Source organism: Pseudoalteromonas distincta (genome assembly GCF_005877035.1).
Taxonomy (GTDB): Bacteria; Pseudomonadota; Gammaproteobacteria; order Enterobacterales; family Alteromonadaceae; genus Pseudoalteromonas; species Pseudoalteromonas distincta.
Genome location: NZ_CP040558.1, coordinates 1,379,478 through 1,404,399, shown reverse-complemented (window position 1 = coordinate 1,404,399; position 24,922 = coordinate 1,379,478). Strand labels below are relative to the sequence as shown.

Annotated in this window: 19 protein-coding genes; 5 read left to right on the top strand and 14 right to left on the bottom strand. The window is 38.7% G+C overall.

Annotation, left to right across the window (positions count from 1 at the left end):
* Positions 1-79: 79 nt before the first annotated feature.
* On the bottom strand, positions 80-2,041 hold the full coding sequence (locus FFU37_RS06185; protein WP_138488998.1) for an oxidoreductase: 1,962 nt from the start codon (positions 2,039-2,041) through the stop codon (positions 80-82).
* Between the two features lie 219 nt (positions 2,042-2,260).
* Here FFU37_RS06185 and sppA point away from each other — a divergent pair, with 219 nt between their 5' ends.
* Together sppA and ansA are read left to right on the top strand one after the other, a co-directional pair.
* Positions 2,261-4,126, top strand: a complete 1,866-nt coding sequence (gene sppA / locus FFU37_RS06180) for a signal peptide peptidase SppA (RefSeq protein WP_039489813.1) — start codon at positions 2,261-2,263, stop codon at positions 4,124-4,126.
* Positions 4,127-4,208: 82 nt separating this feature from the next.
* Positions 4,209-5,219: an asparaginase gene (ansA, locus tag FFU37_RS06175; protein WP_002962901.1), complete on the top strand. Its 1,011-nt coding sequence runs from the start codon at positions 4,209-4,211 to the stop codon at positions 5,217-5,219.
* 68 nt (positions 5,220-5,287) lie between these two features.
* On the opposite strand, the gene gnd is transcribed toward ansA, so the two are convergent.
* Positions 5,288-6,661, bottom strand: a complete 1,374-nt coding sequence (gnd, locus tag FFU37_RS06170; protein ID WP_039489817.1) for an NADP-dependent phosphogluconate dehydrogenase — start codon at positions 6,659-6,661, stop codon at positions 5,288-5,290.
* Positions 6,662-7,038: 377 nt separating this feature from the next.
* On the opposite strand from gnd, the gene pyk reads away from it, so the two are divergent.
* Positions 7,039-8,475, top strand: a complete 1,437-nt coding sequence (gene pyk, locus FFU37_RS06165; RefSeq protein ID WP_039489818.1) for a pyruvate kinase — start codon at positions 7,039-7,041, stop codon at positions 8,473-8,475.
* 64 nt (positions 8,476-8,539) lie between these two features.
* Here pyk and FFU37_RS06160 read toward each other — a convergent pair whose 3' ends face one another.
* The 10 genes from FFU37_RS06160 to thrS all read right to left on the bottom strand — a co-directional run bounded on the left by FFU37_RS06160 (position 8,540) and on the right by thrS (position 19,075).
* Entirely contained in the window at positions 8,540-9,364 is an 825-nt protein-coding gene (locus FFU37_RS06160) for a LytR/AlgR family response regulator transcription factor (RefSeq protein WP_039489820.1), read from the bottom strand.
* Positions 9,357-10,433, bottom strand: coding sequence for a sensor histidine kinase (locus tag FFU37_RS06155; protein WP_024596641.1), 1,077 nt, complete (start codon positions 10,431-10,433; stop codon positions 9,357-9,359). The genes FFU37_RS06160 and FFU37_RS06155 overlap by 8 nt, the downstream gene beginning before the upstream one ends.
* A gap of 249 nt (positions 10,434-10,682) precedes the next feature.
* Positions 10,683-12,239 (bottom strand): SulP family inorganic anion transporter, encoded by a 1,557-nt coding sequence (locus tag FFU37_RS06150; protein WP_024596640.1) that lies wholly within the window; start codon positions 12,237-12,239, stop codon positions 10,683-10,685.
* A gap of 129 nt (positions 12,240-12,368) precedes the next feature.
* The gene (locus tag FFU37_RS06145) at positions 12,369-12,827 is read right to left on the bottom strand and encodes an Lrp/AsnC family transcriptional regulator (RefSeq protein WP_002960703.1); all 459 of its coding nucleotides are present in this window, start codon (positions 12,825-12,827) and stop codon (positions 12,369-12,371) included.
* A gap of 106 nt (positions 12,828-12,933) precedes the next feature.
* The gene (locus FFU37_RS06140) at positions 12,934-13,575 is read right to left on the bottom strand and encodes an MBL fold metallo-hydrolase (RefSeq protein ID WP_138488997.1); all 642 of its coding nucleotides are present in this window, start codon (positions 13,573-13,575) and stop codon (positions 12,934-12,936) included.
* Between the two features lies 1 nt (position 13,576).
* Positions 13,577-15,394 carry a M14 family metallopeptidase gene (locus FFU37_RS06135; protein ID WP_138488996.1) on the bottom strand — a complete coding sequence of 606 codons (1,818 nt, stop codon included), beginning with the start codon at positions 15,392-15,394 and terminating at the stop codon, positions 13,577-13,579.
* Positions 15,395-15,757: 363 nt separating this feature from the next.
* Positions 15,758-16,117, bottom strand: a complete 360-nt coding sequence (gene rplT / locus FFU37_RS06130) for a 50S ribosomal protein L20 (protein WP_002960711.1) — start codon at positions 16,115-16,117, stop codon at positions 15,758-15,760.
* Between the two features lie 15 nt (positions 16,118-16,132).
* Positions 16,133-16,333 (bottom strand): 50S ribosomal protein L35, encoded by a 201-nt coding sequence (rpmI, locus tag FFU37_RS06125; protein WP_002960713.1) that lies wholly within the window; start codon positions 16,331-16,333, stop codon positions 16,133-16,135.
* Between the two features lie 211 nt (positions 16,334-16,544).
* Positions 16,545-17,105, bottom strand: coding sequence for a translation initiation factor IF-3 (gene infC, locus FFU37_RS06120; RefSeq protein ID WP_002960714.1), 561 nt, complete (start codon positions 17,103-17,105; stop codon positions 16,545-16,547).
* Between the two features lie 59 nt (positions 17,106-17,164).
* Entirely contained in the window at positions 17,165-19,075 is a 1,911-nt protein-coding gene (gene thrS / locus FFU37_RS06115; RefSeq protein ID WP_033039267.1) for a threonine--tRNA ligase, read from the bottom strand.
* 354 nt (positions 19,076-19,429) lie between these two features.
* On the opposite strand from thrS, the gene FFU37_RS06110 reads away from it, so the two are divergent.
* Complete coding sequence (locus tag FFU37_RS06110) at positions 19,430-19,876, top strand: DUF3010 family protein (protein ID WP_002960715.1); 447 nt, start codon at positions 19,430-19,432, stop codon at positions 19,874-19,876.
* Between the two features lie 185 nt (positions 19,877-20,061).
* Positions 20,062-21,795, top strand: a complete 1,734-nt coding sequence (locus FFU37_RS06105; protein ID WP_138488995.1) for an AMP-binding protein — start codon at positions 20,062-20,064, stop codon at positions 21,793-21,795.
* Between the two features lie 100 nt (positions 21,796-21,895).
* Here FFU37_RS06105 and hflX read toward each other — a convergent pair whose 3' ends face one another.
* Together hflX and gdhA are read right to left on the bottom strand one after the other, a co-directional pair.
* Positions 21,896-23,245: a GTPase HflX gene (gene hflX, locus FFU37_RS06100; RefSeq protein ID WP_138488994.1), complete on the bottom strand. Its 1,350-nt coding sequence runs from the start codon at positions 23,243-23,245 to the stop codon at positions 21,896-21,898.
* 199 nt (positions 23,246-23,444) lie between these two features.
* Positions 23,445-24,797, bottom strand: a complete 1,353-nt coding sequence (gene gdhA / locus FFU37_RS06095) for an NADP-specific glutamate dehydrogenase (RefSeq protein ID WP_138488993.1) — start codon at positions 24,795-24,797, stop codon at positions 23,445-23,447.
* Positions 24,798-24,922: the final 125 nt, after the last annotated feature.

Genomic DNA, 24,922 nt, shown 5'->3' with positions numbered 1-24,922 from the left:
TTCAATGTTTATTAAGTTATAGACTATAAACAACAAAGACCGTATAAATTGATAAACTATTTCAATTTATTTACAAAGGTTAAATACTTCTCGCCACTTGTAGGGCTTCAAAAATAGCGCGTTTAGCATCAATTGCAGCAGCCAATTTAGCTCCGCCTATCACATGCACTTTTGCGTTATCTGTGTAACCTTCTAGCACTTCGCTATTAGAAACCTGACCAATACAGGCAATAACAGTATCTACCGGCAGTACTTGAACTTCTCCAGCAACATTAATTGTTAACCCATTCTTATCAAAACTTTGATATTGGCAGTCAGCAATTTGTTTAACACCATGCTGTTTAGCAACTTGGCGATGTATCCAACCAGTGGTTTTACCAAGCTCACTACCAAAACGACCCGAACTGCGTTTTAACATATACAATTGGCGCTCGTCTTTATGAGGTTGTGCATCACACTCAATCCCCCATTGCGTTTTAAACTCGCTAATAGATTGTGATTTATGTTCACTTAAAAAAGCAACCATATCAAAACCAATACCGCCAGCACCTAAAATAGCAATTGATTTGCCCAGTTCTACTTCGCCGCGTATAACTTCGTCATAAGCAAACACACGCTTATCATCACTACATTTAATAGAGGCTTCACGCGGCCTAACGCCTGTTGCAAAAACAATATCATCATAATCTTTAAGCATTGAATCGTCGTAAGCTTTACTAAGCTCCACAGTTACTTTTAATCGCTCGAGCTCATTAGTGAAGTAAGTAAGTGTATGGTTAAAGTCTTCTTTACCCGGTATCTGCATGGCTAAATTAAATTGACCGCCCATTTGCGATTTTTGATCAATTAACGTGACGTTATGCCCTTTTTGAGCCAAGTAACAACTTGCTGATAAACCAGCAGGACCTGCACCGACAACTAATACATTTTTAGCTTTAGCTGCTTGCTCTAGCGGGTAATCTAGCTCAAATGCAGCTTGTGGATTAACTAAACACGTAGCACGTTTATTTTTAAATACGTGATCTAGACAACCTTGGTTACAGCCAATACAAATATTAATTTGTTTAGATTGATTGTTTACATACTTATTAAAAAACTCAGGATCAGCCAATAACGGACGTGCCATCGAAATTAAATCAGCCTCGCCTGCATTTAAAATATCGTTAGCAATTTCTGGAGTATTAATTCGGTTAACAGCAATCACAGGGACATTAACTACGTCTTTTAAACGCTTTGATGCTTCTTTAAATGCACCCGGTGGCACCATACTCGCAATAGTCGGTACACGCGCTTCGTGCCAACCAATGCCAGTGTTAAATATATCAACACCCGCTTTTTCAAGTTCGGTAGCCTGAATAACAACTTCCTCTGGTGTTGAACCGTTTGGAATCAAATCAATGACCGACAATCTAAAAATAATTAAGAATTTTTCAGATACTTTTGCTCTTACAGCTTTAACTATTTCAAGTGCAAGTCGCATTCTATTTTCTAAGCTGCCACCAAACTCATCATCGCGTTTATTGGTATGAGGCGCCATAAACTCATTAATCAAATACCCTTCAGAACCCATGACTTCAACGCCATCGTAGCCGGCTTTTTCAGCCATATAGGCAGAATGCGCAAAGTCTTTAATTGTTTTTTTTATCGAGCCAAGCGACATCACTTTAGGTTTATAAGGATTAATAGGTGCTTTTATTGCACTTGGTGCTTGATTGAAAGGATGGTATGCGTAACGTCCAGCATGTAATAATTGCAAACAAATTTTTCCACCGTGTTTATGCACAGCATCTGTGTAGGCGCGATGCTTAAACACATCGTAATAACTATTAAATGAGGAAGAAATAGGTGTTAGCTTGCCACGTAAATTAGGGCTGTATCCGCCTGTAATTAACATTGCGGTGCCACCTTTTGCACGTGCTTCATAAAATGCGCGTAAGCGTTTGCGGTTATGCCAGCCCTCTTCAAGACCTGTATGCATTGAGCCCATAACTAAGCGGTTACGTAATTGTGTGTGTTTTAGTTGTAATTGTTGTTCTAACATCTTGTGCCCCGTTAACTGGTCTAACCTGTATACATTAGCTAATTCTGCTTTAATGGCAAGTAATAAGCAATATGTGCATGCATTTAATTAAAAATAGCAGTAAAAACTTACGTTTATATAGGTTCATAAACACTTCGTTACGATTTAGCAGTTAAATTTATTTTTATTCTAGGCTAAGATGGAACTAATGTATTAACTGTACCAAATTAAGGAGCTATTTTGATAGCAAAGGTATTTAAAGGTATTTGGGCTGGAATTAATTTTTCTCGTCGCTTAATACTAAACATTTTGTTTTTATTACTGGTAATTGTTTTCTTTGTGTCACTCTCAAGTGACGATGATCAAATAATAGTTGAAAATGGCTCTGTACTCAGGCTTAACTTAAATGGTCCTATTGTTGAAGAGAAAACATATATAGACCCAGTTGAAGCCGCAATTAGTGATGCAACCTCTGGTTCTGAAGCACCAAGCGAAATATTACTCGACGATATTGTTGAAGTAATAAACGAAGCGACTAAAGACGATCGTATCACGGTGATATTGCTTGATTTACAAGAGATGCCTAAAGCACATTTAAATAAACTTAAGCAAATTACAAAGGCTATTGATGCCTTCAAGCAAGCTGGCAAAAAAGTAATTGCATCGGGTTATTACTATACTCAAGCACAATACTATATTGCATCGCATGCTGACGAAATAGCTATGCACCCATACGGCAGCGTAGGTATTGAAGGTTATGGCATGTACCCGCTTTACTTTAAAGATGCACTTGAAAAGCTTGAAGTAACGCAGCATATTTTCCGTGTTGGTACATTTAAGTCAGCAGTAGAACCTTTTATTCGTAACGACATGTCCGATGCAGCTAAAGAAGCTAACCGCGTTTGGTTAGGCGCTCTTTGGAGCGAATACAAACAAGATGTTGCCGCTGTTCGCCCGTTTGATGAGTCAAATTTTGACGAAACAATGGACGTATATCTAGAAAAAATGAAAGCTGCCGATGGCGATGCAGGTAAATATGCACTTGATCACCAGTGGGTTGACTCTTTAAAAACAAATCAGCAAGTTCGCAAACAATTAATTGATTTAGTGGGCACACAAGAAGATGGTAAGACATTTAAGCAAGTTTCATTTCGTGAATACTTAAGCTTAATTAAACCGCCTATTGAAATTGATAACCCTATTACCGAAAAAGTAGCGGTAGTTGTTGCTAAAGGTACGATTGTTGATGGTGAGCGTAAAGCGGGCGAAATTGGGGGTGACTCTACAGCTGCCCTACTTCGTAAAGCACGCCTGGATGATAAAGTTAAAGCGGTTGTACTACGTATCGACTCTGGTGGCGGTAGTATGTTTGCCTCTGAAGTTATTCGTGCTGAAGTATTAGCCCTTAAGGCTGCTGGTAAACCTGTTATTGCTTCAATGAGTTCTGTGGCTGCATCAGGTGGTTATTGGATTGCCTCTGCTGCAAACGAAATTTGGGCAGCACCAAGTACAATTACAGGCTCAATTGGTGTATTTGGTACGTTTATGACATTTGAGAAAACCTTATCGAAAATTGGTGTTTATTCAGATGGCGTTGCAACAACCGAAATGGCTGGCTTTTCTATCACTCGTCCACTAAATGAAAAGATGGGTCAAGTAATTCAAATGAACGTTGAGGAAGCATACGGTCGCTTTTTAAATGTTGTTGCTGATGCGCGTAATATGACGCCTGAGCAGGTTGACAAAATTGCCCAAGGCCGTGTATGGATTGCATCTCAAGCACTTGAACTAGGTTTGGTTGATAAGCTAGGCGACAAACAAGGTGCGATTGAAGCCGCGGCTGCACTTGCCAAGCTTAATCATTATGAAGTTAAAACTATTAAACAAGATTTAAGCTCGCAAGAAAAAATGATTCAAAACATTTTTGGTAATGCGTCTATTAAATCTATGCTTGGTTTGCAAACACAAAAAACATCTGTGTTAGCAACACAAGCTAATTTACAAAGTGTTATTAACCAATTAAGTACTGAAGTTGAAAACCTTAAAGATTACAACGATCCACAAGGTGTATACGCACGCTGTTTAGTGTGTAATGTTGCACAATAAAAGTGCATAGCTTCACCTAATCAGCTGTATTTAAAGCTGCTTAACGTTATACTAGGCCCAGTTTTTTTACTGGGCTTTTTTTATGAAACGTAAACGCATTTATATCGCTTATACTGGCGGTACTATAGGTATGAAAAAATCGAGTCGAGGCTATATTCCAGCTGAAGGTTTTTTAACAGAAACCGTAGTGAATAACGCAGAATTTAATCGTGATGAAATGCCTTTGTTTGATATTCACGAATACTGCCCTCTTATAGATTCTTCAGACATGTCTCCAGAGCATTGGCAACTCATTGCTAATGATATCAAAGATAAATACCAAGATTATGATGGTTTTGTGGTGCTCCATGGCACTGATACTATGGCGTATACAGCCTCAGCGCTGTCATTTATGTTCGAAAATTTGACTAAACCTGTGATTGTAACCGGCTCACAAATTCCGCTCTCACAATTACGTTCTGATGGCCAAGTAAACTTACTTAATGCCATGTATTTAGCTGCAAATTATCCTATTGCTGAAGTAAGCCTCTTTTTTAATAACCAACTGTTTAGAGGTAATAGAGCAACTAAAGCACACGCGGATGGGTTTAATGCTTTTGCCTCGCCTAACCTAGACCCCTTAGCGTTATCAGGTATTAATATCCAACTGATTAAAGGTCAGCTTAGCCCATATGTTGAAAATGAGCTGCAAGTTACACCTATTACACCTCAACCTATCGGGGTGCTTTATTTATATCCTGGCATTAGCCAAGAGGTAGTTAAAAGCTTGGTCAATGGCAATATTAAATCATTGGTGTTACTGAGTTTTGGTGTAGGTAATGCACCACAAGATCCGAGCTTTTTGTCAATACTCGAAGAAGCAAGTAAACGTGGCGTCGTAATTGTTAACTTAACTCAGTGTTTAAAAGGTCATGTAAACATGGGTGGCTATGCAACAGGTAATGCGCTATTAAATATTGGTGTAATAAGTGGGTACGATATGACCCTTGAAGCATGTTTAACTAAGTTACATTATTTATTTAGCCAAAAGCTTGAAGTCGAAACGATTCGTCATTTAATGCAAGATAACTTACGTGGTGAGTTAAGCCGTTAATTTTTACGGGCTAAAAATACAAAAGGCACGCTAAATAGCGTGCCTTTATCGTTTTAAACAACTGTTTTTTATCTAACTTTAGCGTCTATATCTACTAAATCAGTTAAATGACACATTTCACCACTGTGGGTTTTTATGCCGTGCTCACCAAAGTAATCACGCTGGGCTTGAACTAAATGCCCATTACTCGGTGTAGTTAATGTTGCTAAATACGTTTGTGTAGCTCCCAATACAGGGAATGCTAAACCAGTCATTATTGCTTGACCGGTAATTTTGCGCAAAGAGTTAGACTCTTTTTCAAGAGTGTCAATAAATTCAACACCTTGTGCAACGCTATCAAGGTAGTCAGCACGGATTATACAACCAGCGCGCCATGTTTGAAGCGTTTTAGATAAATCTACTTTCCACTGATGAGTACGTGATGCACCTTTAATTAGCGCTAAACCTTGACGATACGCAAGTAAGCTTGCAAGTAAGAACGCGTCTTTTAGCTCTTCTAAATCAATTTCAACATTGTTCGTTGATTTAGATGCATATGTCATCTCTTGTGCAGCCGTTGTGTTACATGCATTAGTTAAATGACGAGCTTGAACAGCAGCAACAAGTGAAGGGACAGCAATACCAAGTTCGAGTGCATTTTGCGCAGTCCAAAGACCAGTACCTTTAGCGCCAACTTTATTATCAATTAAGTCCGCAAGCGGTACATTATTATGATTTTCAAGTGACAATATATGGCTAGAAATAGACAGTAAGTAACTATTTAATTGACCTTCTGACCAGTCATTAAATATCTCAGCTACTTCTTGTGGAGAACGATTAGTACCTAAACGAAGTAATTGGTACACTTCTGCAATAAGTTGCATCAGTGCGTATTCAATACCGTTGTGAACCATTTTTACAAAATGACCACTTGCTGATTGGCCAACACGTGCAAAACACGAGTCGCCATTATAGCTAGCAGCTACTTTTTCAAACCATGGCTCAATACGTTCCCAACCACCTTCAGAACCACTTGCCATCATTGCAGGACCATGACGAGCGCCTTCTGCACCGCCAGAAATTCCCATAGTGGCAAATTCAAATTTATTTTGGTATTTGAGTTTACGCGTTATACCATCTTTATAATTACTATTACCGCAATCGACTATCATATCGTCACAATTAACGCCGGCCTCTACAAGTTCATTACAAACTGTATCAACTAACTCACCAGCAGGAACAAGTAATAAAATAGAACGAGGTGCCTCTAAACGCCTTACCATGTCACTTAAATCAGAGACAATGTGAAGCCTATCAGCCATGCCTTGTGATTTGGCACAACTTAGTAACTCTTCACCCGCATGTGGGTTTTTATCATAAGCGACTAGCGTTATCCCTTTTTCAATCAAGTTTAGGGCAAGATTTTTTCCCATAACGCCTAACCCTACTAATGCAACTTGCATCTAGTGTCCTCCTCGGTAACAACTATTTGGTTAGAAAATTCAGTGTATAAATTAAATAATACCGCGTGCATTATACTCATACAGTCATAAAATACTAACTATGAGCCCATACAACATGCTTTTTTATTACAGATAAATAAGCTACGTAATTATATCAAACATCAATGCTCTCGGGGTGACTAAAAGCTACGCTAATTGAAATTAAGATCATTGACGCATTCTGACACCGGTGTCATAATGATGACACAATAGTTTTGTATAAAATAGTGGCAAACCTTTGAAGTTTGCACATAATTAAAATATTTTAATCTAATATAGATGTTTTAATTCAACAAAATAACGTCAACATGCTTTCACCAAGCAAACAGGAGAAATTGATGCTAAGACGCACGAAAATAGTCGCTACCCTTGGACCTGCTACCGATAGAGATAACAACTTAGAAAAAATTATTATCGCTGGGGCTAATGTAGTACGTTTAAACTTCTCACATGGTGTTGCCCAAGATCATAAAGACCGTGCGCAAGCTGTACGCGATATTGCAAAAAAATTAGGCAAGCATATTGCTATCCTTGCTGACCTTCAAGGCCCTAAAATCCGCGTTTCTACTTTTAAAGAAGGTAAAGTAACTCTTGCTGTGGGTGCAAAGTTCACTCTTGATGCAAAAATGGAAAAAGGCGAAGGCGATGTTAACTCTGTAGGTATTGATTATAAAGAACTACCTAACGATGTTAGCCCTAACGACCTACTACTCCTAAATGACGGCCTTATTCAACTAAGTGTTGATGAAGTAGCTGGGCACTTAGTACATTGTACTGTAACTGTTGGCGGTGTTTTATCTAACAATAAAGGTATTAACCGTTTAGGTGGTGGCTTAACTGCTCCAGCATTTACTGAAAAAGATAAAGAAGATTTAATAACTGCCGCTGAAATTGACGTAGATTACATTGCCGTATCATTCCCACGTAGTGGCGACGATATGCGCTACGTACGCTCACTTGCTGAAGCTGCTGGTTCAAAAGCACAACTACTTGCAAAAATTGAACGTGCTGAAGCCGTAGAAACACAAGAAGCTGTTGATGACATCATTCTAGCGTCTGACGCTGTAATGGTTGCTCGTGGTGATTTAGGTGTTGAAATTGGTGATGCAGCTCTTATGGGCAAGCAAAAACTAATTATTCGTCGTGCTCGTTCATTAAACCGTACTGTAGTAACAGCAACGCAAATGATGGAATCGATGATCGATAACCCTATGCCTACACGTGCAGAGGTTATGGATGTTGCAAATGCTGTTCTTGATGGAACAGATGCTGTAATGCTTTCAGCTGAAACAGCTGCAGGTGATTACCCTGAAGAAACTGTTGCAACTATGGCACGTGTTTGTTTAGGTGCTGAATCTCAAAAAGAAACGCATGTTTCTAAGCATCGTTTAGATAGTCGTTTTTCTAACAATGCAGAATCTATCGCACTTTCTGCTATGTATGCAGCTAATCACTTAGATTCTGTTAAAGCTATCATCACGCTTACTGAATCTGGTAGCACGGCTAAATTAATGTCACGTATCAGCTCTGGCTTACCAATCTACTCGCTTTCACGCCATGCGAGTACATTAGGTCAAACAGCACTTTATCGTGGTGTTTACCCAGTATTTTTTGATTCTACAAAAACTGAAAAAGACGGTATGGTAAAAGCGGCACTTGATACTTTGGTTTCTCAAGGTTCTTTACAGTCTGGTGATACAGTAATTATTACTCACGGTGACTCAATGGAAACTGTGGGCGCAACTAACACTATGAAAATTGTAACTGTTGCATAATTACTAAATATAAAAAATGCGAGCTTAGCTCGCATTTTTTGTGCCTGTAATAAAAGCGTTGGCTTTAACTTGCTAATGCCGCTTTAACCTTATCTCGGTAGCTACGGCTCACTTTTAATTCTTGTCCGTTTTCAAGTACTAATAAATACTCGCCACTTACTTGTGTAACCAGCTTACTAATTTGTTTTGTATTTACTATTGCACTGCGGTGTACACGCACAAATAACTGAGGGTCTAGCTCTTGCTCAAGCTCTTTCATTGTTTTACGAAGTATATGCGTTTGTCCATCTTCACAGTGTAAACACATATAGTCACCTGCAGCATCAACCCATTGGATAGTCGCTACAGGTACCCGTATAATTTCACCCTGCTCTTTTACTGCAAGCGATTCTGGGTAACGTCTATCTGTTAAGGTATCGCCAGTCGCTAATTTTTTTAATATTTCTTCGCAATTATTACCAGTAATACCGGCTACAAAACTCGCTAGTTTTTTCTTATGGGCGTTGTCTTGCTGCGTTTTTAAATAAGTATGCACTTTTTCTACCGCCTGTTTTAATCTGTTATCATCAACGGGTTTTAAAATGTAATCGAGAGCATGAATTTCAAATGCTTTTACAGCAAACTGATCAAAAGCAGTTACAAATACAATTGCAGGTAATACTTTTGTACTTTCGCTAAGCGCTCTTGCCACCTCAAAGCCATTCATACCTGGCATCTGAATATCTAAAAAAACCAAATCGATTTTCTCTCTTTGGCACATTTCAATTGCATCAGCGCCTGAACTACATAATTTAATTACTTCAATATCAGAATATTCTTCAAGTCTTACCGCTAAACCTTTTCGCGCTAACGGTTCATCATCAACAATGAGTGTTTTTATTTTAGTCATTTTTCACAGCCTTCTCAAAAGGTACTCGCAGATTAACTTTTAATCCACTTGGCGTATTATGTGATAATACAAACGAATAATTATTTTCATACAACGTTTTTAATCTATCTTTGGTGTTAGCAACACCTACACCTTGAGCGTTAACTAATTGGCCATCAAGTATTTCAGTGCCAGGGCCGTTGTCACCCACTTCTAGTAATAATTCATTCGCAAATACTTGTGCTTTAATATCAATTACACCACCTTCTGTCAGATGGGCAATGGCATATTTAATCGCGTTTTCTATAATTGGTTGCAAAATTAAGCTCGGTACTAAAGCCTCTTTTGCTTGCTCGCTAATATCTACATTTACTTTCAATCGCTCATCAAAACGGACGCGCTCTATTTCTAAGTAAAGCATGAGCGCATGAAGCTCTTGCTCAAGCGGTACTTTTTTAATTGGATCGGTATTAAGTGTGTAACGTAAAAAGTCACTTAACCTTGCTACCATTAAGTTAGCATCTTTGTTTTCTTTAACCAAAATTAAAGTAGAAATAGCGTTAAGTGTATTGAATAAAAAATGGGGATTTAACTGATACCTGAGCATTTTTAGTTGCGCTTCGTGTGCCATCGTTGTGGCCTTTAACGCTTTCTGTCGCTCACTTTGTAATAATTGATAATATTTAACGCCAAAGTACAAACCACTCCAACATAAAATAATATATACAGAATCTAAACCTTGCTGCAGGTAATAAAACCACTCCTCTGGTCTATAACCATGGCGGTATATTTCCCATAGATTGAATTTTTGAACGACAGCCCATAGAGTCCCCGTTATATAAGAGGCACCAAATACTACAATCATTAATACCCAAGGCGAGGCATTCCAAATTTTACGGTAAATATACCTAAGCGGCACTGTCATCAAACAACCAGCGTAAGCATTCAATAAAATAACAAATACGTATATATCACGCATTTCAAATACTTTAGAGCCGATATAATTTACTAACGCGTAACCAATCCAGCCCGCGATTTGCAAAAGCCAAAAAAAACGTTGCCTGTTATCGACTAAAGATTGCCAGTTCAAAATAGATGTTTACTCCGTATGGTTAAAACTAATTCCATAAAATAGGCGTTTGTTATTTTTATTATTTTTACCTATGTAGGGCTAATTTTCACAAAATTAGGTAGTCTTATTATATAGATTTATGAGTTTGCATAGCACTACAGCTTGCCTTGCTTTTTAAGAGTCTTACCGCAAACAAATAGTCGAGACACTAAAAAAGCGAAAGGTTATCCACCTTCCGCTTTTTAAATATCAATAGCTTTGTGTAAATTAAGCTAGTTTATCTGATGCTACCTTGTACGTTGGATCTTCAATCACATTCACTTCAACTAAATCACGTGCTTTATGAAGCAACTGCGTACAGTCTTTACTTAAGTGACGTAAATGAAGTTGTTTACCTGCTTTTGTGTATTTGTCAGCAAGTGTATCAATTGCTTCTATTGCACTGTGGTCAGATACGCGGCTGTGTTTAAATTCAACAATCACATTTTTAGGATCATTTTTCACATCGAATAACTCAGAAAAGTTTTTAACAGAGCCAAAGAATAATGGACCATGTAGTTCGTACACCTTAGCGCCTTCCTGATCAATGTAGTTAGTTGTATATATCTGCTTCGCATGCTGCCAAGCAAATACTAGAGCCGATACAATAACACCCACACATACAGCAATCGCTAAATCAGTAATAACCGTCACGCCCGACACAAGAACAATTACAAATGCATCTGATAATGGTACGCGCTTCATCATTTTAAAGCTTGCCCACTCAAATGTACCAAGTACTACCATAAACATAACACCAACAAGTGCAGCTAATGGGATCATTTCAATTAAGCTAGAGGCAAAAATAATAAAACCAAGTAGCATAAGTGCAGCGCTTATACCTGATAAACGAGAGCGGCCACCTGAGTTAATATTGATCATTGATTGACCAATCATTGCACAACCACCCATTGCACCAAACATACCGCAGGTAATATTTGCAGCGCCTTGACCAATACATTCTTTATTACTATGACCACGAGTTTCTGTAATCTCATCAATTAAGCTAAGCGTTAATAATGATTCAATTAAACCAATAGCCGCTAAAATAAGTGCATAAGGAAAAATAATTTGTAGCGTTTCGAAAGTAAACGGTACCATAGGAATATGAAATTCAGGTAAGCCGCCAGCGATTGTTGCAGCTTCGTCACCAGTCATTCCTTTTAAGAAATCTAATACTGTATGCGCCTCTAAATCAAACCCAATCACTAATCCGGTTACAGTTACAATAGCAACTAAAGATGAAGGCACTGCTGTAGTCAATTTTGGCAAAAAGTGGATTATTGCCATGGTTAATGCAACTAAGCCAAGCATGATAAATAATGGATTACCTGTCATCCATTCTTGTCCGCCCATACCGTCTGGCACTTTAAACTGCCCTAGCTGAGCTAAAAATATAACAATTGCTAATCCGTTTACAAAACCAAGCATTACCGGATGAGGAACCATACGGATAAATTTACCGAGCTTAAATACCCCCGCGAGAATTTGCAGTATTCCCATCAGCAACACAGTTGCAAATAGATACTCAACACCGTGATCAAGCACTAAACTTACCATGACAACAGCTAGTGCACCGGTTGCACCTGAAATCATACCAGGGCGACCACCAAAAATAGCCGTAATTAAACCAACGATAAACGCGGCATATAGACCAACCAAAGGTTCTACATTTGCAACAAATGCAAACGCAACTGCTTCTGGAACTAAGGCTAACGCCACAGTTAATCCAGATAGAATATCGTTTTTAGCAGAGCTAGGCGCCCTACTGAGTAAGTTAAACATTGAGGTCCTCAAATGGTGTAATGGGTATCAAAAAAAGCGCTAAATTCTACCAAATTAGCGCTCAGTTAACAATTGTCATTATGTGGTTAAGCTAAACTAAAAATGGTTTAGCTTTTAAAAGAAGTGCTTTTACAAAGGAAGGGAAGTACTGCGTTTTACACATGTCATTGTTACATTAGAATGTACTTCTTGGACGTATTCTAAGCTTAGTAAATTATCGCGCACAAAATGCTCATACCCTTCTATGCCTTGTGAAATTATGCGTAGCATAAAGTCCATGGTACCAGCCATAGTGTAACACTCTGTTACCTCGTCGTAGCTCATGATCAGCTTTTCAAACTCAGCAAGATTCTTTTTACCGTGATTTGATAAACGCACATGTGCATATACAAGCATATCAAAGCCAAGTTTTTTCTCATCTAAAAGAGCCACTTTGCTTTTTATATAACCATCTTGCTCTAGCTTAGCGATTCGACGCCAGCATGGAGATTGAGACAAGCCTACTTTATCTGCAATTTCTGCGGTTGATAAACTAGCATCTTGTTGTAAAAGTGCCAATATTTGGCGATCTACGTGATTTAGAGACATTTTATTTCTTATTTATCAAATAAACTGGTTAAATTATACAACCATTTTAAAACTCAGTCTGCTTATTTTTAATGTTTATGCAGTTTGTAAACTTAAAATAAGTAACTTAACCAAACTTACCACTCACAAAAGGATTTGTTTTCTTTTCAAATCCCACCGTAGTGTCGCTACCATGTCCTGCCAGTATTTTAGTATTATCAGGTAAGGTTAAAATATGCGTCTTAATCGACTCTATAAGTTGTTCACTGTTCCCCTTAGGGAAGTCAGTGCGCCCTACTGAGCCTTTAAAAATAACATCACCTACAATAACGCATTCATTCTCTTGTTGATAAAACACAATATGACCAGGTGTATGCCCTGGGCAATGCTTCACTAAAAAGCTAAGTTTACCTACGCTCACGGTATCGTTATGGTTTAGCCAAATATCCGGATAAAAAGGCTCAATGGGTTTAAACCCGAACATTTGTGCTTGCATAGGTAAGTTTTCAAACCAGAAGTACTCATCTTTTTGTGGGCCAATAATTTGTACGTTAAATTGATTACGTAAAATATCAGCCCCACCCACATGATCTAAATGCCCGTGCGTTAACCAAATAGCACTTAATTCTAGTTTATGCTCATTAAGGGCTGCTACTATTTTATCAGGGTCGCCACCTGGGTCTATGACTACGGCTTGTTTAGTTTCACTACACCAAATAATACGACTATTTTGTGCAAATGCAGTGACGGGTATGGTTATAATTTGCATATTAGATTTCTTTACTTTTTTGATCCGGGATAACAACTTCTTCTTCGAATGACATAAGTATTGGATACTTTAAGTACGCTTGATCATAAAATGGACTTTGCTCATATAACCAATTTAATCGTGCCTCTGCGTCACTCGCGAATGATTTATCTTTAAGTTTTTCATCAAACTTAAGCGCAAGCTTTGGGTTATCTTTTAGCATTTGGCGTGCAAACGGAATTAGCGCATAGTTTTCCATATATTCAGTACGCTGAAAAATAGTATTAAACTCACCCCACGCAAAAAATGAATCAGGGGCTTCCGGGTGCAATAAATGAACCGCTAATTCGCCTGCTTTTTGTTGGGTATTTACTTGGTACCAACCATCTAAATCTACATTTATAGCAGGGACGTAATCAAAAGTTGCTGATACTCTAAAACGCCCTTCAAATGGTGCTTTATCAAACGTGTAGTCTGCCACCTTTGCAACTTTCAAAGGCTGTGTGTTTGCCCCTTCAAGTTTATTAATAGAGACACCATGTAACTTTAGTTTCTTAATTATATTGCGATATACAGGCGGAATAAAAAAAGCTTTAGGTACTTCAACTGTATGTTGTACATCTTTTTGCCAATAAATAGGTAAGTCAGTATATGTATGTGCTTTACCCAAATACTTCACTTCATTTTGACCCGAAAGTGAATTCATGCTTGATGAATATTCAATGCCTTTAAACTGTGCAATAGTATCTGCTTGTTTGGCATAGCCACGCTTTACAATTAACTGTTTAGGAACAAATTCTTGTTCTTTTTTTACTGCATTAGCTAATTCATGACTGTGCTTTGATAGCGCAGTAATAGCACCATCTAAAAATACATAAGTTCCCAATACACGTTGCTTGTAAGGCTTCAATGAATGATTTTCGACTAAAATAGTCGGCAATGACTTTAAATCCCCCCAACCATTTGAAAAACGTGGCGTAGCAACCCAGCCCGCTAACCCTTTTTTAAAGTCGCGTTTATCCATAACAAAAACAAGTGGTCCTGGGATGTGTCCTTGCTTCGCTAGCGTATCGTCAATGAGAGGTTTAAAAAACTGGTTTAATGTATCCGATACCGCAGGCGATTCGCTCGAAAATACCGGATTGTAACCATAAGTCACATCGTATTGGTAATCTGCGCCGTCGGTAACGTGTACATCAATGTATAAATTTGGGTTGTAATCGTTAATAACCTTTAAAACACTTCTAACTTCTGGGGTATCTAATTTAGTAAAATCACGATTTAAATTAAGGTTATTAGCATTTGTTCTAAAGCCCATTTTTGCAGGGCCCCGTTGATTAATGCGATTGAATGCACTGCTACGTTCGTGACCATCTACATTTAAAATAGGAATAAATAATATGTTTACCTTTTTTAAAATGTCACGGCGCTTACCCGTCGCTATATCTCTGAGTAACATGAACATGGCATCTTTACCGTCTATTTCACCAGAATGTATTCCTGCCTGAATAAAAATAGTTGGCTTAGTGCTATTAGCCATTTGCCTTGCTTCAAAAAAACCTTGCTCACTGGCAATTAGCATTTTTATTGCACGTTTACTATTACTATAGCCAATGGTTTGAGATTGAAACTGAGTAGGGTTTGCTGCAACTAATCTATCTACAAATGCCATTGTATTTGCATAATCGGGCGACGCTTCACCTGCAGATAACTCAAAGTCAGTAGTTAACGGCCCTTGTTTTTGTAAAAGCTCTACGCTTTTCCCCTGCCACTCAATGAGTGGAGGTAAGTGTGCGTCATACGCCACACTTGCAGATAAAATGAGTAAACTTGCAAACATATAATTCTCTAACAAACGCCTTAATTATATAAATTATATCAACTAAATTTTTTATAATGAGGAAACTGCGGTGATTCAACAAAAAAATGCAGCCAAATACATTTCACTCATTCACACCCGTGTTTTTAGGCTTTATAACCTTATTAAGTATTATACCAATGCGCAATAATACTTAATCATTTTGCGGGGCTAACCATGTCGCTACCTGCGTTAAAAAACTCTCATTTACGACTGCATGGATGCAGGAGCAATTGCCGAGAACAACTAAATAGCGAATTGGTATTACTCATTGGTTTAAGTTACTAAATTACAGGCACAAAAAAAGGAGCCATAGGCTCCTTTTTAATACTTATATAAAAAAGCTTAAGCGGCTAGGCCTTCTTTTGCTTTTTCTACAAGCGCTGCGAATGCAACTTGGTCATAAACAGCGATATCTGCAAGGATCTTACGATCGATTTCTACAGAAGTCTTTTTAAGACCATTGATAAAACGGCTGTAAGACAGACCATTTTGACGTGAAGCAGCATTGATACGTGCAATCCATAATTGACGGAAAGTACGTTTCTTCGCACGACGGTCACGGTAAGCGTATTGACCCGCTTTAGTAACAGCCTGGAAAGCTACGCGGTAAACACGTGAACGTGCTCCGTAGTAACCTTTTGCTTGTTTTAAAACTTTTTTGTGACGTGCACGTGCGACAACGCCGCGTTTAACTCTTGCCATTTCTAAAAACCCCTATTAAGCGAACGGTAACATACGTGAAACTAGACCATGGTCATTTTTATGAACCATCATCTTAGGACGTAGGTGTAACTTACGCTTAGAAGTTTTCTTAGTCAGAATATGACGAAGATGCGCTTGTTTACGCTTGAAACCGCCAGAAGCAGTCTTTTTGAAACGCTTAGCAGCGCCACTGTGACTTTTTAGCTTATAAGCCATTGCAATAACTCCAATTGTATTGCTTTTAAATTAGTAAGCAGGCGTGAGATATATTTCTATAGCTCCACTTTTAGGCCTAACTTACTGCCATGTTCCGGTGAAGACCCAACATAAATGCCGCAATCTTACTTTAAGACCGGTTAACTCAGGTGAATATTCGCATATTGCTTGCAGACCTGAGCTAATTTCGGTGCGTATTATCGCTTAAAAATTATTTTTTAGCAACAGGCGCCATCATCATAACCATTTGGCGGCCTTCAACACGATTTGGGAAAGACTCAACTACTGCAAGCTCTTCTAAATCGGCTTTGATACGGTTTAATAATTCTATACCAATTTCTTGGTGAGCCATTTCACGACCACGGAAGCGGATAGTAATCTTAGCTTTATCGCCAGCTTCTAAGAACTTACGTAAGTTGCGAAGCTTAACCTGATAATCACCTTCATCCGTACCAGGACGGAATTTGATTTCTTTTATCTGGATTTGCTTTTGCTTCTTCTTCTGCTCTTTTAGTTCTTTGCTTTTTTCAAAGATGAACTTACCGTAGTCCATGATTCTACAAACAGGCGGCTCAGCGTTTGGACTGATCTCAACAAGATCAACACCCGCTGCATCGGCCATAGTTTGCGCGTCTTGTAATGACTGAATTCCAGCTTGTTCGCCTTCAATGTCAATTAAACGAACTTCTTGCGCTGTAATTTCTTCGTTAATACGATTTTTTTGAGCTGTTTGTTGCCCTTTCTTGCCGCCTCTAATAGTACGTTCCTCCAAGAATATCAATAATATAAGCGTGTAAATGGCTGTTTGTTAATGCCTTACACGCTCGATTTTTACTGTCGATTTTTAATTTCTTCACTAATTTTAGCTACAAAATCATCAACATTAAATTTGCCAAGGTCTTCACCTGTGCGAGTACGCACTGCTACTTCTTGCTGTTCAACTTCTTTATCGCCAACAACAAGTAAATATGGAATACGCTTCAGTGTATGCTCACGGATTTTAAAGCCAATCTTCTCATTTCTCAAGTCAGCAGCGGCTCTAATTCCAAGTTTATTTAATTTTTGTACAACTTCTTTAACATAAGGAGCCTGTTTATCGGTAATATTCATAATTACCACTTGCTTTGGTGCAAGCCACGTCGGGAATAAACCAGCGTACTCTTCAGTTAAAATGCCAATAAAGCGTTCAATAGAACCTAAAATAGCACGATGTATCATTACAGGTGTACGACGCTCGTTATTTTCTGCTACATAAGTAGCACCTAAACGACCCGGTAATGCAAAGTCTAATTGCACTGTACCACACTGCCACGCTCTGTCTAAACAATCGTACAAAGTAAATTCAATCTTCGGACCGTAAAACGCGCCTTCGCCCGGAAGATAATCAAATTCAATATCGTTTAGCTTAAGTGCATCAGCTAAAGCAAGCTCTGCTTTATCCCACATATGGTCTTCACCAATGCGTTGTTCTGGGCGAGTAGATAGCTTAACTACAATCTTCTCAAATCCGAATGTTTCATATGTATCATAAACCATCTTAATACACGCTGACACTTCGTCCATTATCTGCTCTTCAGTACAGAAAATGTGAGCATCATCTTGTGTAAAGCCACGTACACGCATTAAACCGTGTAGTGCACCTGATGGTTCATTACGGTGACAACAACCAAATTCAGCCATACGAAGTGGTAAATCACGGTACGATTTTAAACCTTGGTTAAAGATTTGCACGTGACCAGGACAGTTCATAGGTTTAATTGCGTATTCACGTTTTTCAGACTCAGTGGTAAACATTGCTTCTGAATATTTTTCCCAGTGACCTGATTTTTCCCAAAGTGAACGGTCCATCATCATTGGACCTTTTACTTCTTCGTACTCATATTCGCGTAATTTTTCACGTACAAATTCTTCAAGCTCGCGGTAAATGCTCCAACCATCGTTGTGCCAAAATACCATGCCTGGTGCTTCTTCTTGCCAATGCCATAAATCAAGCGCTTTACCAATACGACGGTGATCGCGTTTTTCAGCTTCTTCAAGGCGCTTTAAATACGCTTTAAGTTGCTTTTTATCGCCCCACGCGGTGCCATAAATGCGTTGTAGCATTTTGTTTTCTGAATCACCACGCCAATATGCACCCGCCACTTTCATTATTTTGAAGTTTTGGCAAAATTTCATGTTAGGAACGTGAGGTCCACGACACATGTCTACATATTCTTCGTGATGATATAAACCTGGGCGGTCATCTTTAGCGATGTTTTCGTCCAGAATTTCTATTTTGTATGTTTCGCCACGCGCTTCAAATGTATCGCGTGCTTCTTGCCAGCTTACTGTTTTTTTCACTACGTCGTAGTTGGTTTTTGCAAGTTGCAGCATACGCTTTTCAATTGCTTCAAGATCATCTTGTGATAATGAATGTTCCATATCGATATCGTAGTAAAAACCGTTATCAATGGTAGGACCAATTGCCATTTTTGCGTCTGGGAAAAGTTGCTTAACGGCATGACCAATTAAGTGAGCACAAGAGTGACGAATGATTTCAAGGCCGTCATCGTCTTTAGCGGTAATGATCTCAAGACGAGAGTCTTCACTAATTAAATCACATGCATCAACACGGTCGCCATTAACACGACCCGCAATGGTCGCTTTAGCTAAACCAGGACCAATGTCGTTTGCAACATCAAGCGTGCTTACAGGGTTTTCAAAACTACGTTGACTTCCGTCTGGAAGAGTAATAACTGGCATTATAAATCCTTGCTACAGTGGTGACACCTACAATGTATCACGTGTATTTTTAATAAATTAAATGAGAATGACTCGACAACGCTTTTACGAATAAGCATTGACTAATATATGTAGATGAGGAGTCTATTCAACTACAAAGATATATTGTCGCGTGCCGCGCATTTAATTACAAGTTTAAAGGGGTGAAATCCACCCGTTTTATCCACAAAATGTAGCTTTTAAAGCAAAAAAATCATTTTATTAAAATATAAAAGCATCAATGCATTAATTACGCGCCTACAACTATACCCACACTCGCATTTTAATGTGCGTTGCGTATAATACTGCGTAATTAAGTTATTTTAGAGAATAGACATGAGAACATGTGGTGTAGAAATTACCGGTAGTGATGTACTACTTTGTATTTTAAGTAAAGATAATGACGTATTTGATATTCGCGATGTGCGCCAAACACGCTTTACCTTAGGTAACGGTAACGACACTGAAGTAATGCGTAAATTTCAATTCGATTTTGCAAAACTAATGCAAGATTACCAAATTGATTCTGTTGCAATTCGTGAGCGTCAGCCTAAAGGTAAATTTGCTGGCAGTGCAAAAGGCTTTAAAATGGAAACTGCAATTCAATTAATCGACAACTTAGATGTACGTTTATTTACTACAACTGAAGTTAAAGAGCAGTTAAAACGCAACCCCATCCCTATTGATTTTGAAGAAACAGGCCTTAAAAAGTACCAAGAAAATGCTTTTGTAAACGCTTACGTTTACATCATGAAAAAAACATACCGCAGCGACGAAATGTAAACTCATTACTCGTTTAAAAACGCGTACTTACATTGTAAGACGCGTTTTTTTGTGTCTAAAAAGTAGTATTAGCTTTTATTAATCTAATAATACATTAGTCTAACTGCACTTCTCTTTGTCGACAATATGTGTTTATTTTAACTTTGTAGTTTACATAACTCACACACATTTTCATGGAGAGAGCAATGCACACACACACTATTGCGGTAAAAGAAGTAGAGCAAATAAATCACTTGCCGTTATCTCAAAGCTACTTTAAAGGTATACAAAGCACACCTTTAACAAATTCGACTATCGGGGAGTACTTTGACTTTATTGTCGACAAAAACCCAGAGGCGTTAGCTGTTGTAGTTCATCACCAAGGTATTCGCTTAACGTATAAAGAATTTCAAAAAGAAGTTAATCAACTTGCTATGGGGTTGCTGGCACTTGGCGTGAAACCAGGTGAGCGCGTTGGTATTTGGTCTCCTAATAATATTGAGTGGTGCTTAACCCAATTTGCAACGGCAAAAATTGGCGCAATAATGGTGTGCATCAACCCGGCCTACCGTCCTAACGAATTACAATATGCTTTAAATAGTGTTGAATGCTCTACTCTGATCACAGCATCAAATTTTAAAGGCAGTGATTACTTAGAAATGCTTAATTGTTTAGCGCCAGAACTTGCAACTTGCGATAAAGACACACTTAATTTAAAAGCACTACCCACTCTTAAAAATATAATCCGCATTGGCGATGAAGCATCACCTGGTATGCACTCTTTTAATGATGTTATTAACTTGCCAACAGCAGCTCATGAGCTTGAATTAAAAGCAATAGGTGAAAACTTAAATGCTGAGCAAGACATCAATATACAATTTACATCAGGCACAACAGGCAACCCAAAAGGCGCAACGCTCACGCATAAAAATATTTTAAATAATGCGCTATTCGTCGCCGAATCTATGCACTTTACGAGCGATGACAAGTTATGTATCCCTATCCCGTTATATCATTGCTTTGCAATGGTATTGGGTAGCTTATTGTGTGTGAGTAAAGGTGCAGCAGCCATTTACCCAAGTGATTCGTTCGATGCAAAAACCACACTCGATGTAGTTCAACAAGAAGGATGTACAGCGCTGCACGGTGTACCTACTATGTTTATTAGTGAGCTTGAGCTAAGTAATTTTAACGATTATGACCTAAGTACTTTACGCACGGGTGTAATGGCAGGCTCTACATGCCCAGAGCAAGTAATGCGCAAAGTACAAACACAAATGAACATGCATCAAGTACTGATTGCTTACGGGCAAACGGAGTGCAGCCCCATAAACAACATTACCGAAACAGACTCTTCAATTGAGCGGCAAGTAACGACAGTTGGCCGCGCCCTTGCCCATACCGAGGTTAAAATAATTGACGAGCTGGGTAACATTCAAAAAATTGGTCAACCTGGCGAAGTGTGTAGTAAAGGTGCAGGCATAATGCGCTGCTATTGGAATGACGGAGCTAAAACAAAAGCCACAATAGATGACGAAGGTTGGCTGCACTCTGGCGATTTAGGTGTCATGGATACAGAAGGGTTTGTCACGATTGTTGGCCGTATTAAAGATATGATTATTCGCGGCGGCGAAAACATTTACCCTCGAGAAATAGAAGAAGTACTTTACACCTACCCTGGCATTCAAGATGCTGCCATATTTGGTATAACCGATGAAAAGTATGGCGAAGAAGTGTGCGCTTGGATCCAACCAAAAGAAGATGCTGTACTTGATGAGCAAGCAATTCGTGAGTTTTTAAAAGACAAACTAGCCTACTTTAAAATGCCACGACATATCCGTTTTGTAGAAAACTACCCAATGACAGTAACAGGTAAACTGCAAAAATTTAAAATGCGTGAGCAAATGCAAGAAGAGCTAAGCGACAAAGCCTTCTCCTAATTTTTCTCTACAAAAAATCTGAACTCTGAATAATAAATCTACCTCAAGTAACGATTAAAAAGCACAGCCAATTGGCTGTGCTTTTTGTATACTAAATTTATTATAAATCTAACATTCTCTTTTTTAAACGTTCTAAATCAATCGCACTCGAGCGCACTGTTAATTTAATATGGCTGTATTCATATTCTTCTTTAACAACACTCATACTCGATCGGATTTCGCCCACAATACCTTTGGCTGTGTACGGTATAACAATCTCTTCTTCAATCATGTCCTCTTGAGCAATGTCAATAATGTATTTGTGCAATTTACTAATATCATCTGGATTACGTGTAGAGGTCATCATCGCATCAGGAAATTCATCCATTAGCGACTGCTGCTGCTCAGTACTTAATTGGTCTGACTTATTCAATACTAATAGTTTTTTGCTACCTTCTACCCCAACTTCTGCCAGTACTTTATGTACTACTTCAAGTTGTGAGCGAAAAGAAGGATCTGAAGCATCTACAACATACAACAATAACGACGCATCATGTGCCTCAGCGAGCGTTGAATGAAATGAAGCAACCAAATCATGAGGTAATTTTTTAATAAAACCAACCGTATCTGAAACCAATATACGAGGCTGGGTAATCGGATACAGCGCGCGAACAGTAGTATCTAGCGTTGCAAAAAGTTTGTTTTCGCCTTCTACATCACTACCTGTAATTGCGCGCATCATTGATGACTTGCCCGCATTGGTATAACCAATTAAAGCCACTGAGAATAGCTCAGAGCGCTGAGTACGTCTGTCCATCATTACATCTTGAACACTAACAAGTTCGCGCTTTAATTCTGCTAACTGATCGCGCACCTTACGGCGATTAAGCTCAAGTGTGGTTTCACCCGCACCTTTACCCATTTGGCGTTCTTTATCACCTGTTGATGTTTCACGCAGTCGTGGCGCTACATAATTAAGGCGAGCTATTTCAACTTGTAATTTTGCAGTTTTAGTACGCGCATGACGACTAAATATTTCAATGATAATACCAGTGCGATCAAATACTTCTACACCTAATTGGTTCTCAACATTACGCAGTTGAGAAGGCGTTAAATCGCAGTCAAATACCACTACATCGGCACATGCAAAATCTAAATCGTTTGATGGGATTTCTGAGGATATTTCGGTTAAAGGGTCTTCATCAAGTAAATCATCTTCTTGCTCGTTTTCAACCATCCCTTTATTACCAGTAAGGTGGGCTATTTCAGCTAGTTTACCTGAGCCCAGTACATTAACTTTTTGAGTTGAGCTTTGCTTTTGCGATTGCGTACCTACTACTTTAAATCCTAACGTAGTCACCAAACGAGCAAGCTCTGCAAGCGACTCTGTTGCTTCGTCGCCTTTAAATTGTGGTGTGCTAATAGAAATAAGTAACGCATTAGGAAGTGATGGTTTTGCAGTTAGTTGCATAATTTTTATATGTTAATGCACCTAAAGTGCAAACCTAATTTTCATTCGAAAGTAACTTGATCCTACGCTGTTATGGCTCAGCTTTATAGGGTTATAGTTCACTAATGGCGTTAATATTTAAAACTAACCATAATATACTCAATTTTATGGCTAGTTTTAAAATCACATTATAGTAAAGCCTTATTGTTCAGCTTTAATATTAAACGACGCCCTGCTCAATCATTGCATCGGCGACGCGCCTAAAGCCTGCAATGTTAGCGCCTAATAAAAGATTTCCAGGCACACCAAATTCTATAGCGGTGTCGTTAGCGGTAACAAATATATTTTTCATAATTTGTTTTAGCTTTTCATCAACTTCTTCAAAGGTCCAACTTTGCATACTCGCATTTTGCGCCATTTCTAATTGGCTTGTTGCAACGCCGCCAGCATTGGCGGCCTTACCTGGCCCATACGCAATTTTTGCAGCAATAAAGCAATCAATAGCCTCTTTTGTTGAAGGCATGTTTGCGCCTTCACTTACTAATAAACAACCGCCGGATAATAATGCGTTAGCGTCTGCCTGTGTTAATTCATTTTGTGTGGCGCACGGAAAAGCAGCGGCAGCATTAAAGCGCCAAACAGCATGCCCATCTTTAGGGTAGTCATTTACAGGAATATAAATAGCATCGGGGTGAGTTTGTTTATATACGCTCAAGCAATCACGCGATTGCTCTTTTAAACATTTAATAAGATTTAAATCTATACCCGACTCATGATACACAGTGCCACGAGAGTCGCTGCAACTTACTGGTGTTGCCCCCATTTGATAAAGCTTTTCCATGGCATAAATAGCAACATTACCTGCGCCCGAGACCAAGCAGCGCTTACCTTGTAGGCTATCGCCGCGCGCTTGCAGCATGTAGTCAGCAAAATAAACAGCGCCGTATCCAGTGGCTTCTTTTCGTACAAGCGATCCACCCCACAATAAGCTTTTACCTGTTAAAACACCTTCATAGCGCCCAGTCAAACGCTTATATTGACCAAACAAGTAACCTATTTCTCTCGCCCCGACTCCAATGTCTCCAGCGGGTACGTCGGTTGTAGGACCAATATGGCGATAGAGCTCACCCATAAATGATTGGCAAAAACGCATTATTTCAGCATCTGAGCGCCCTTTTGGATCAAAGTTTGCCCCGCCTTTACCACCACCGATCGGTAAACCTGTTAAAGCATTTTTAAATATTTGCTCAAACCCTAAAAATTTAATTATGCTGGCATTCACACTTGGGTGAAAACGTAAGCCACCTTTATAGGGGCCAAGTGCAGAGTTAAACTCAATTCTGTAGCCTTTATTTACCTGAATATTGCCTTCGTCATCAACCCAAGGAACTCTAAACATAATTTGGCGTTCGGGCTCTACTAAGCGTTGTATAATGGCATTTTTTTTGTATTTTGCTGAGTTTTCTAAGATAGGTTCGAGTGATTCAAGTACTTCTTCAACAGCTTGATAAAACTCGCATTGTGCAGGACTACTATTTTTTAATTGTGCGATTGTGCTATGGATATAATTCATAATTATTCTTCCGTGTTAATAATAAAAGTATTTATCAGATGTTAAAGTAAACGTGATCAAGTTTATGATTCATGCTTTAAGGTCTTAATTTAATATAATTAACTATTACCTTAGCATGAAAAATT

Bases quoted from the DNA above. Each gene is read 5' to 3' on its own strand.
- FFU37_RS06140 (WP_138488997.1), bottom strand. From the start codon at position 13,575: ATGCAAATTATAACCATACCCGTCACTGCATTTGCACAAAATAGTCGT.
- gdhA (WP_138488993.1), bottom strand. From the start codon at position 24,797: ATGAATTATATCCATAGCACAATCGCACAATTAAAAAATAGTAGTCCT.
- gnd (WP_039489817.1), bottom strand. From the start codon at position 6,661: ATGCAAGTTGCATTAGTAGGGTTAGGCGTTATGGGAAAAAATCTTGCC.
- pyk (WP_039489818.1), top strand. From the start codon at position 7,039: ATGCTAAGACGCACGAAAATAGTCGCTACCCTTGGACCTGCTACCGAT.
- FFU37_RS06105 (WP_138488995.1), top strand. From the start codon at position 20,062: ATGCACACACACACTATTGCGGTAAAAGAAGTAGAGCAAATAAATCAC.
- FFU37_RS06185 (WP_138488998.1), bottom strand. From the start codon at position 2,041: ATGTTAGAACAACAATTACAACTAAAACACACACAATTACGTAACCGC.
- FFU37_RS06150 (WP_024596640.1), bottom strand. From the start codon at position 12,239: ATGTTTAACTTACTCAGTAGGGCGCCTAGCTCTGCTAAAAACGATATT.
- rplT (WP_002960711.1), bottom strand. From the start codon at position 16,117: ATGGCAAGAGTTAAACGCGGCGTTGTCGCACGTGCACGTCACAAAAAA.
- FFU37_RS06160 (WP_039489820.1), bottom strand. From the start codon at position 9,364: ATGACTAAAATAAAAACACTCATTGTTGATGATGAACCGTTAGCGCGA.
- FFU37_RS06135 (WP_138488996.1), bottom strand. From the start codon at position 15,394: ATGTTTGCAAGTTTACTCATTTTATCTGCAAGTGTGGCGTATGACGCA.
- thrS (WP_033039267.1), bottom strand. From the start codon at position 19,075: ATGCCAGTTATTACTCTTCCAGACGGAAGTCAACGTAGTTTTGAAAAC.
- rpmI (WP_002960713.1), bottom strand. From the start codon at position 16,333: ATGGCTTATAAGCTAAAAAGTCACAGTGGCGCTGCTAAGCGTTTCAAA.
- FFU37_RS06110 (WP_002960715.1), top strand. From the start codon at position 19,430: ATGAGAACATGTGGTGTAGAAATTACCGGTAGTGATGTACTACTTTGT.
- hflX (WP_138488994.1), bottom strand. From the start codon at position 23,245: ATGCAACTAACTGCAAAACCATCACTTCCTAATGCGTTACTTATTTCT.
- FFU37_RS06145 (WP_002960703.1), bottom strand. From the start codon at position 12,827: ATGTCTCTAAATCACGTAGATCGCCAAATATTGGCACTTTTACAACAA.
- ansA (WP_002962901.1), top strand. From the start codon at position 4,209: ATGAAACGTAAACGCATTTATATCGCTTATACTGGCGGTACTATAGGT.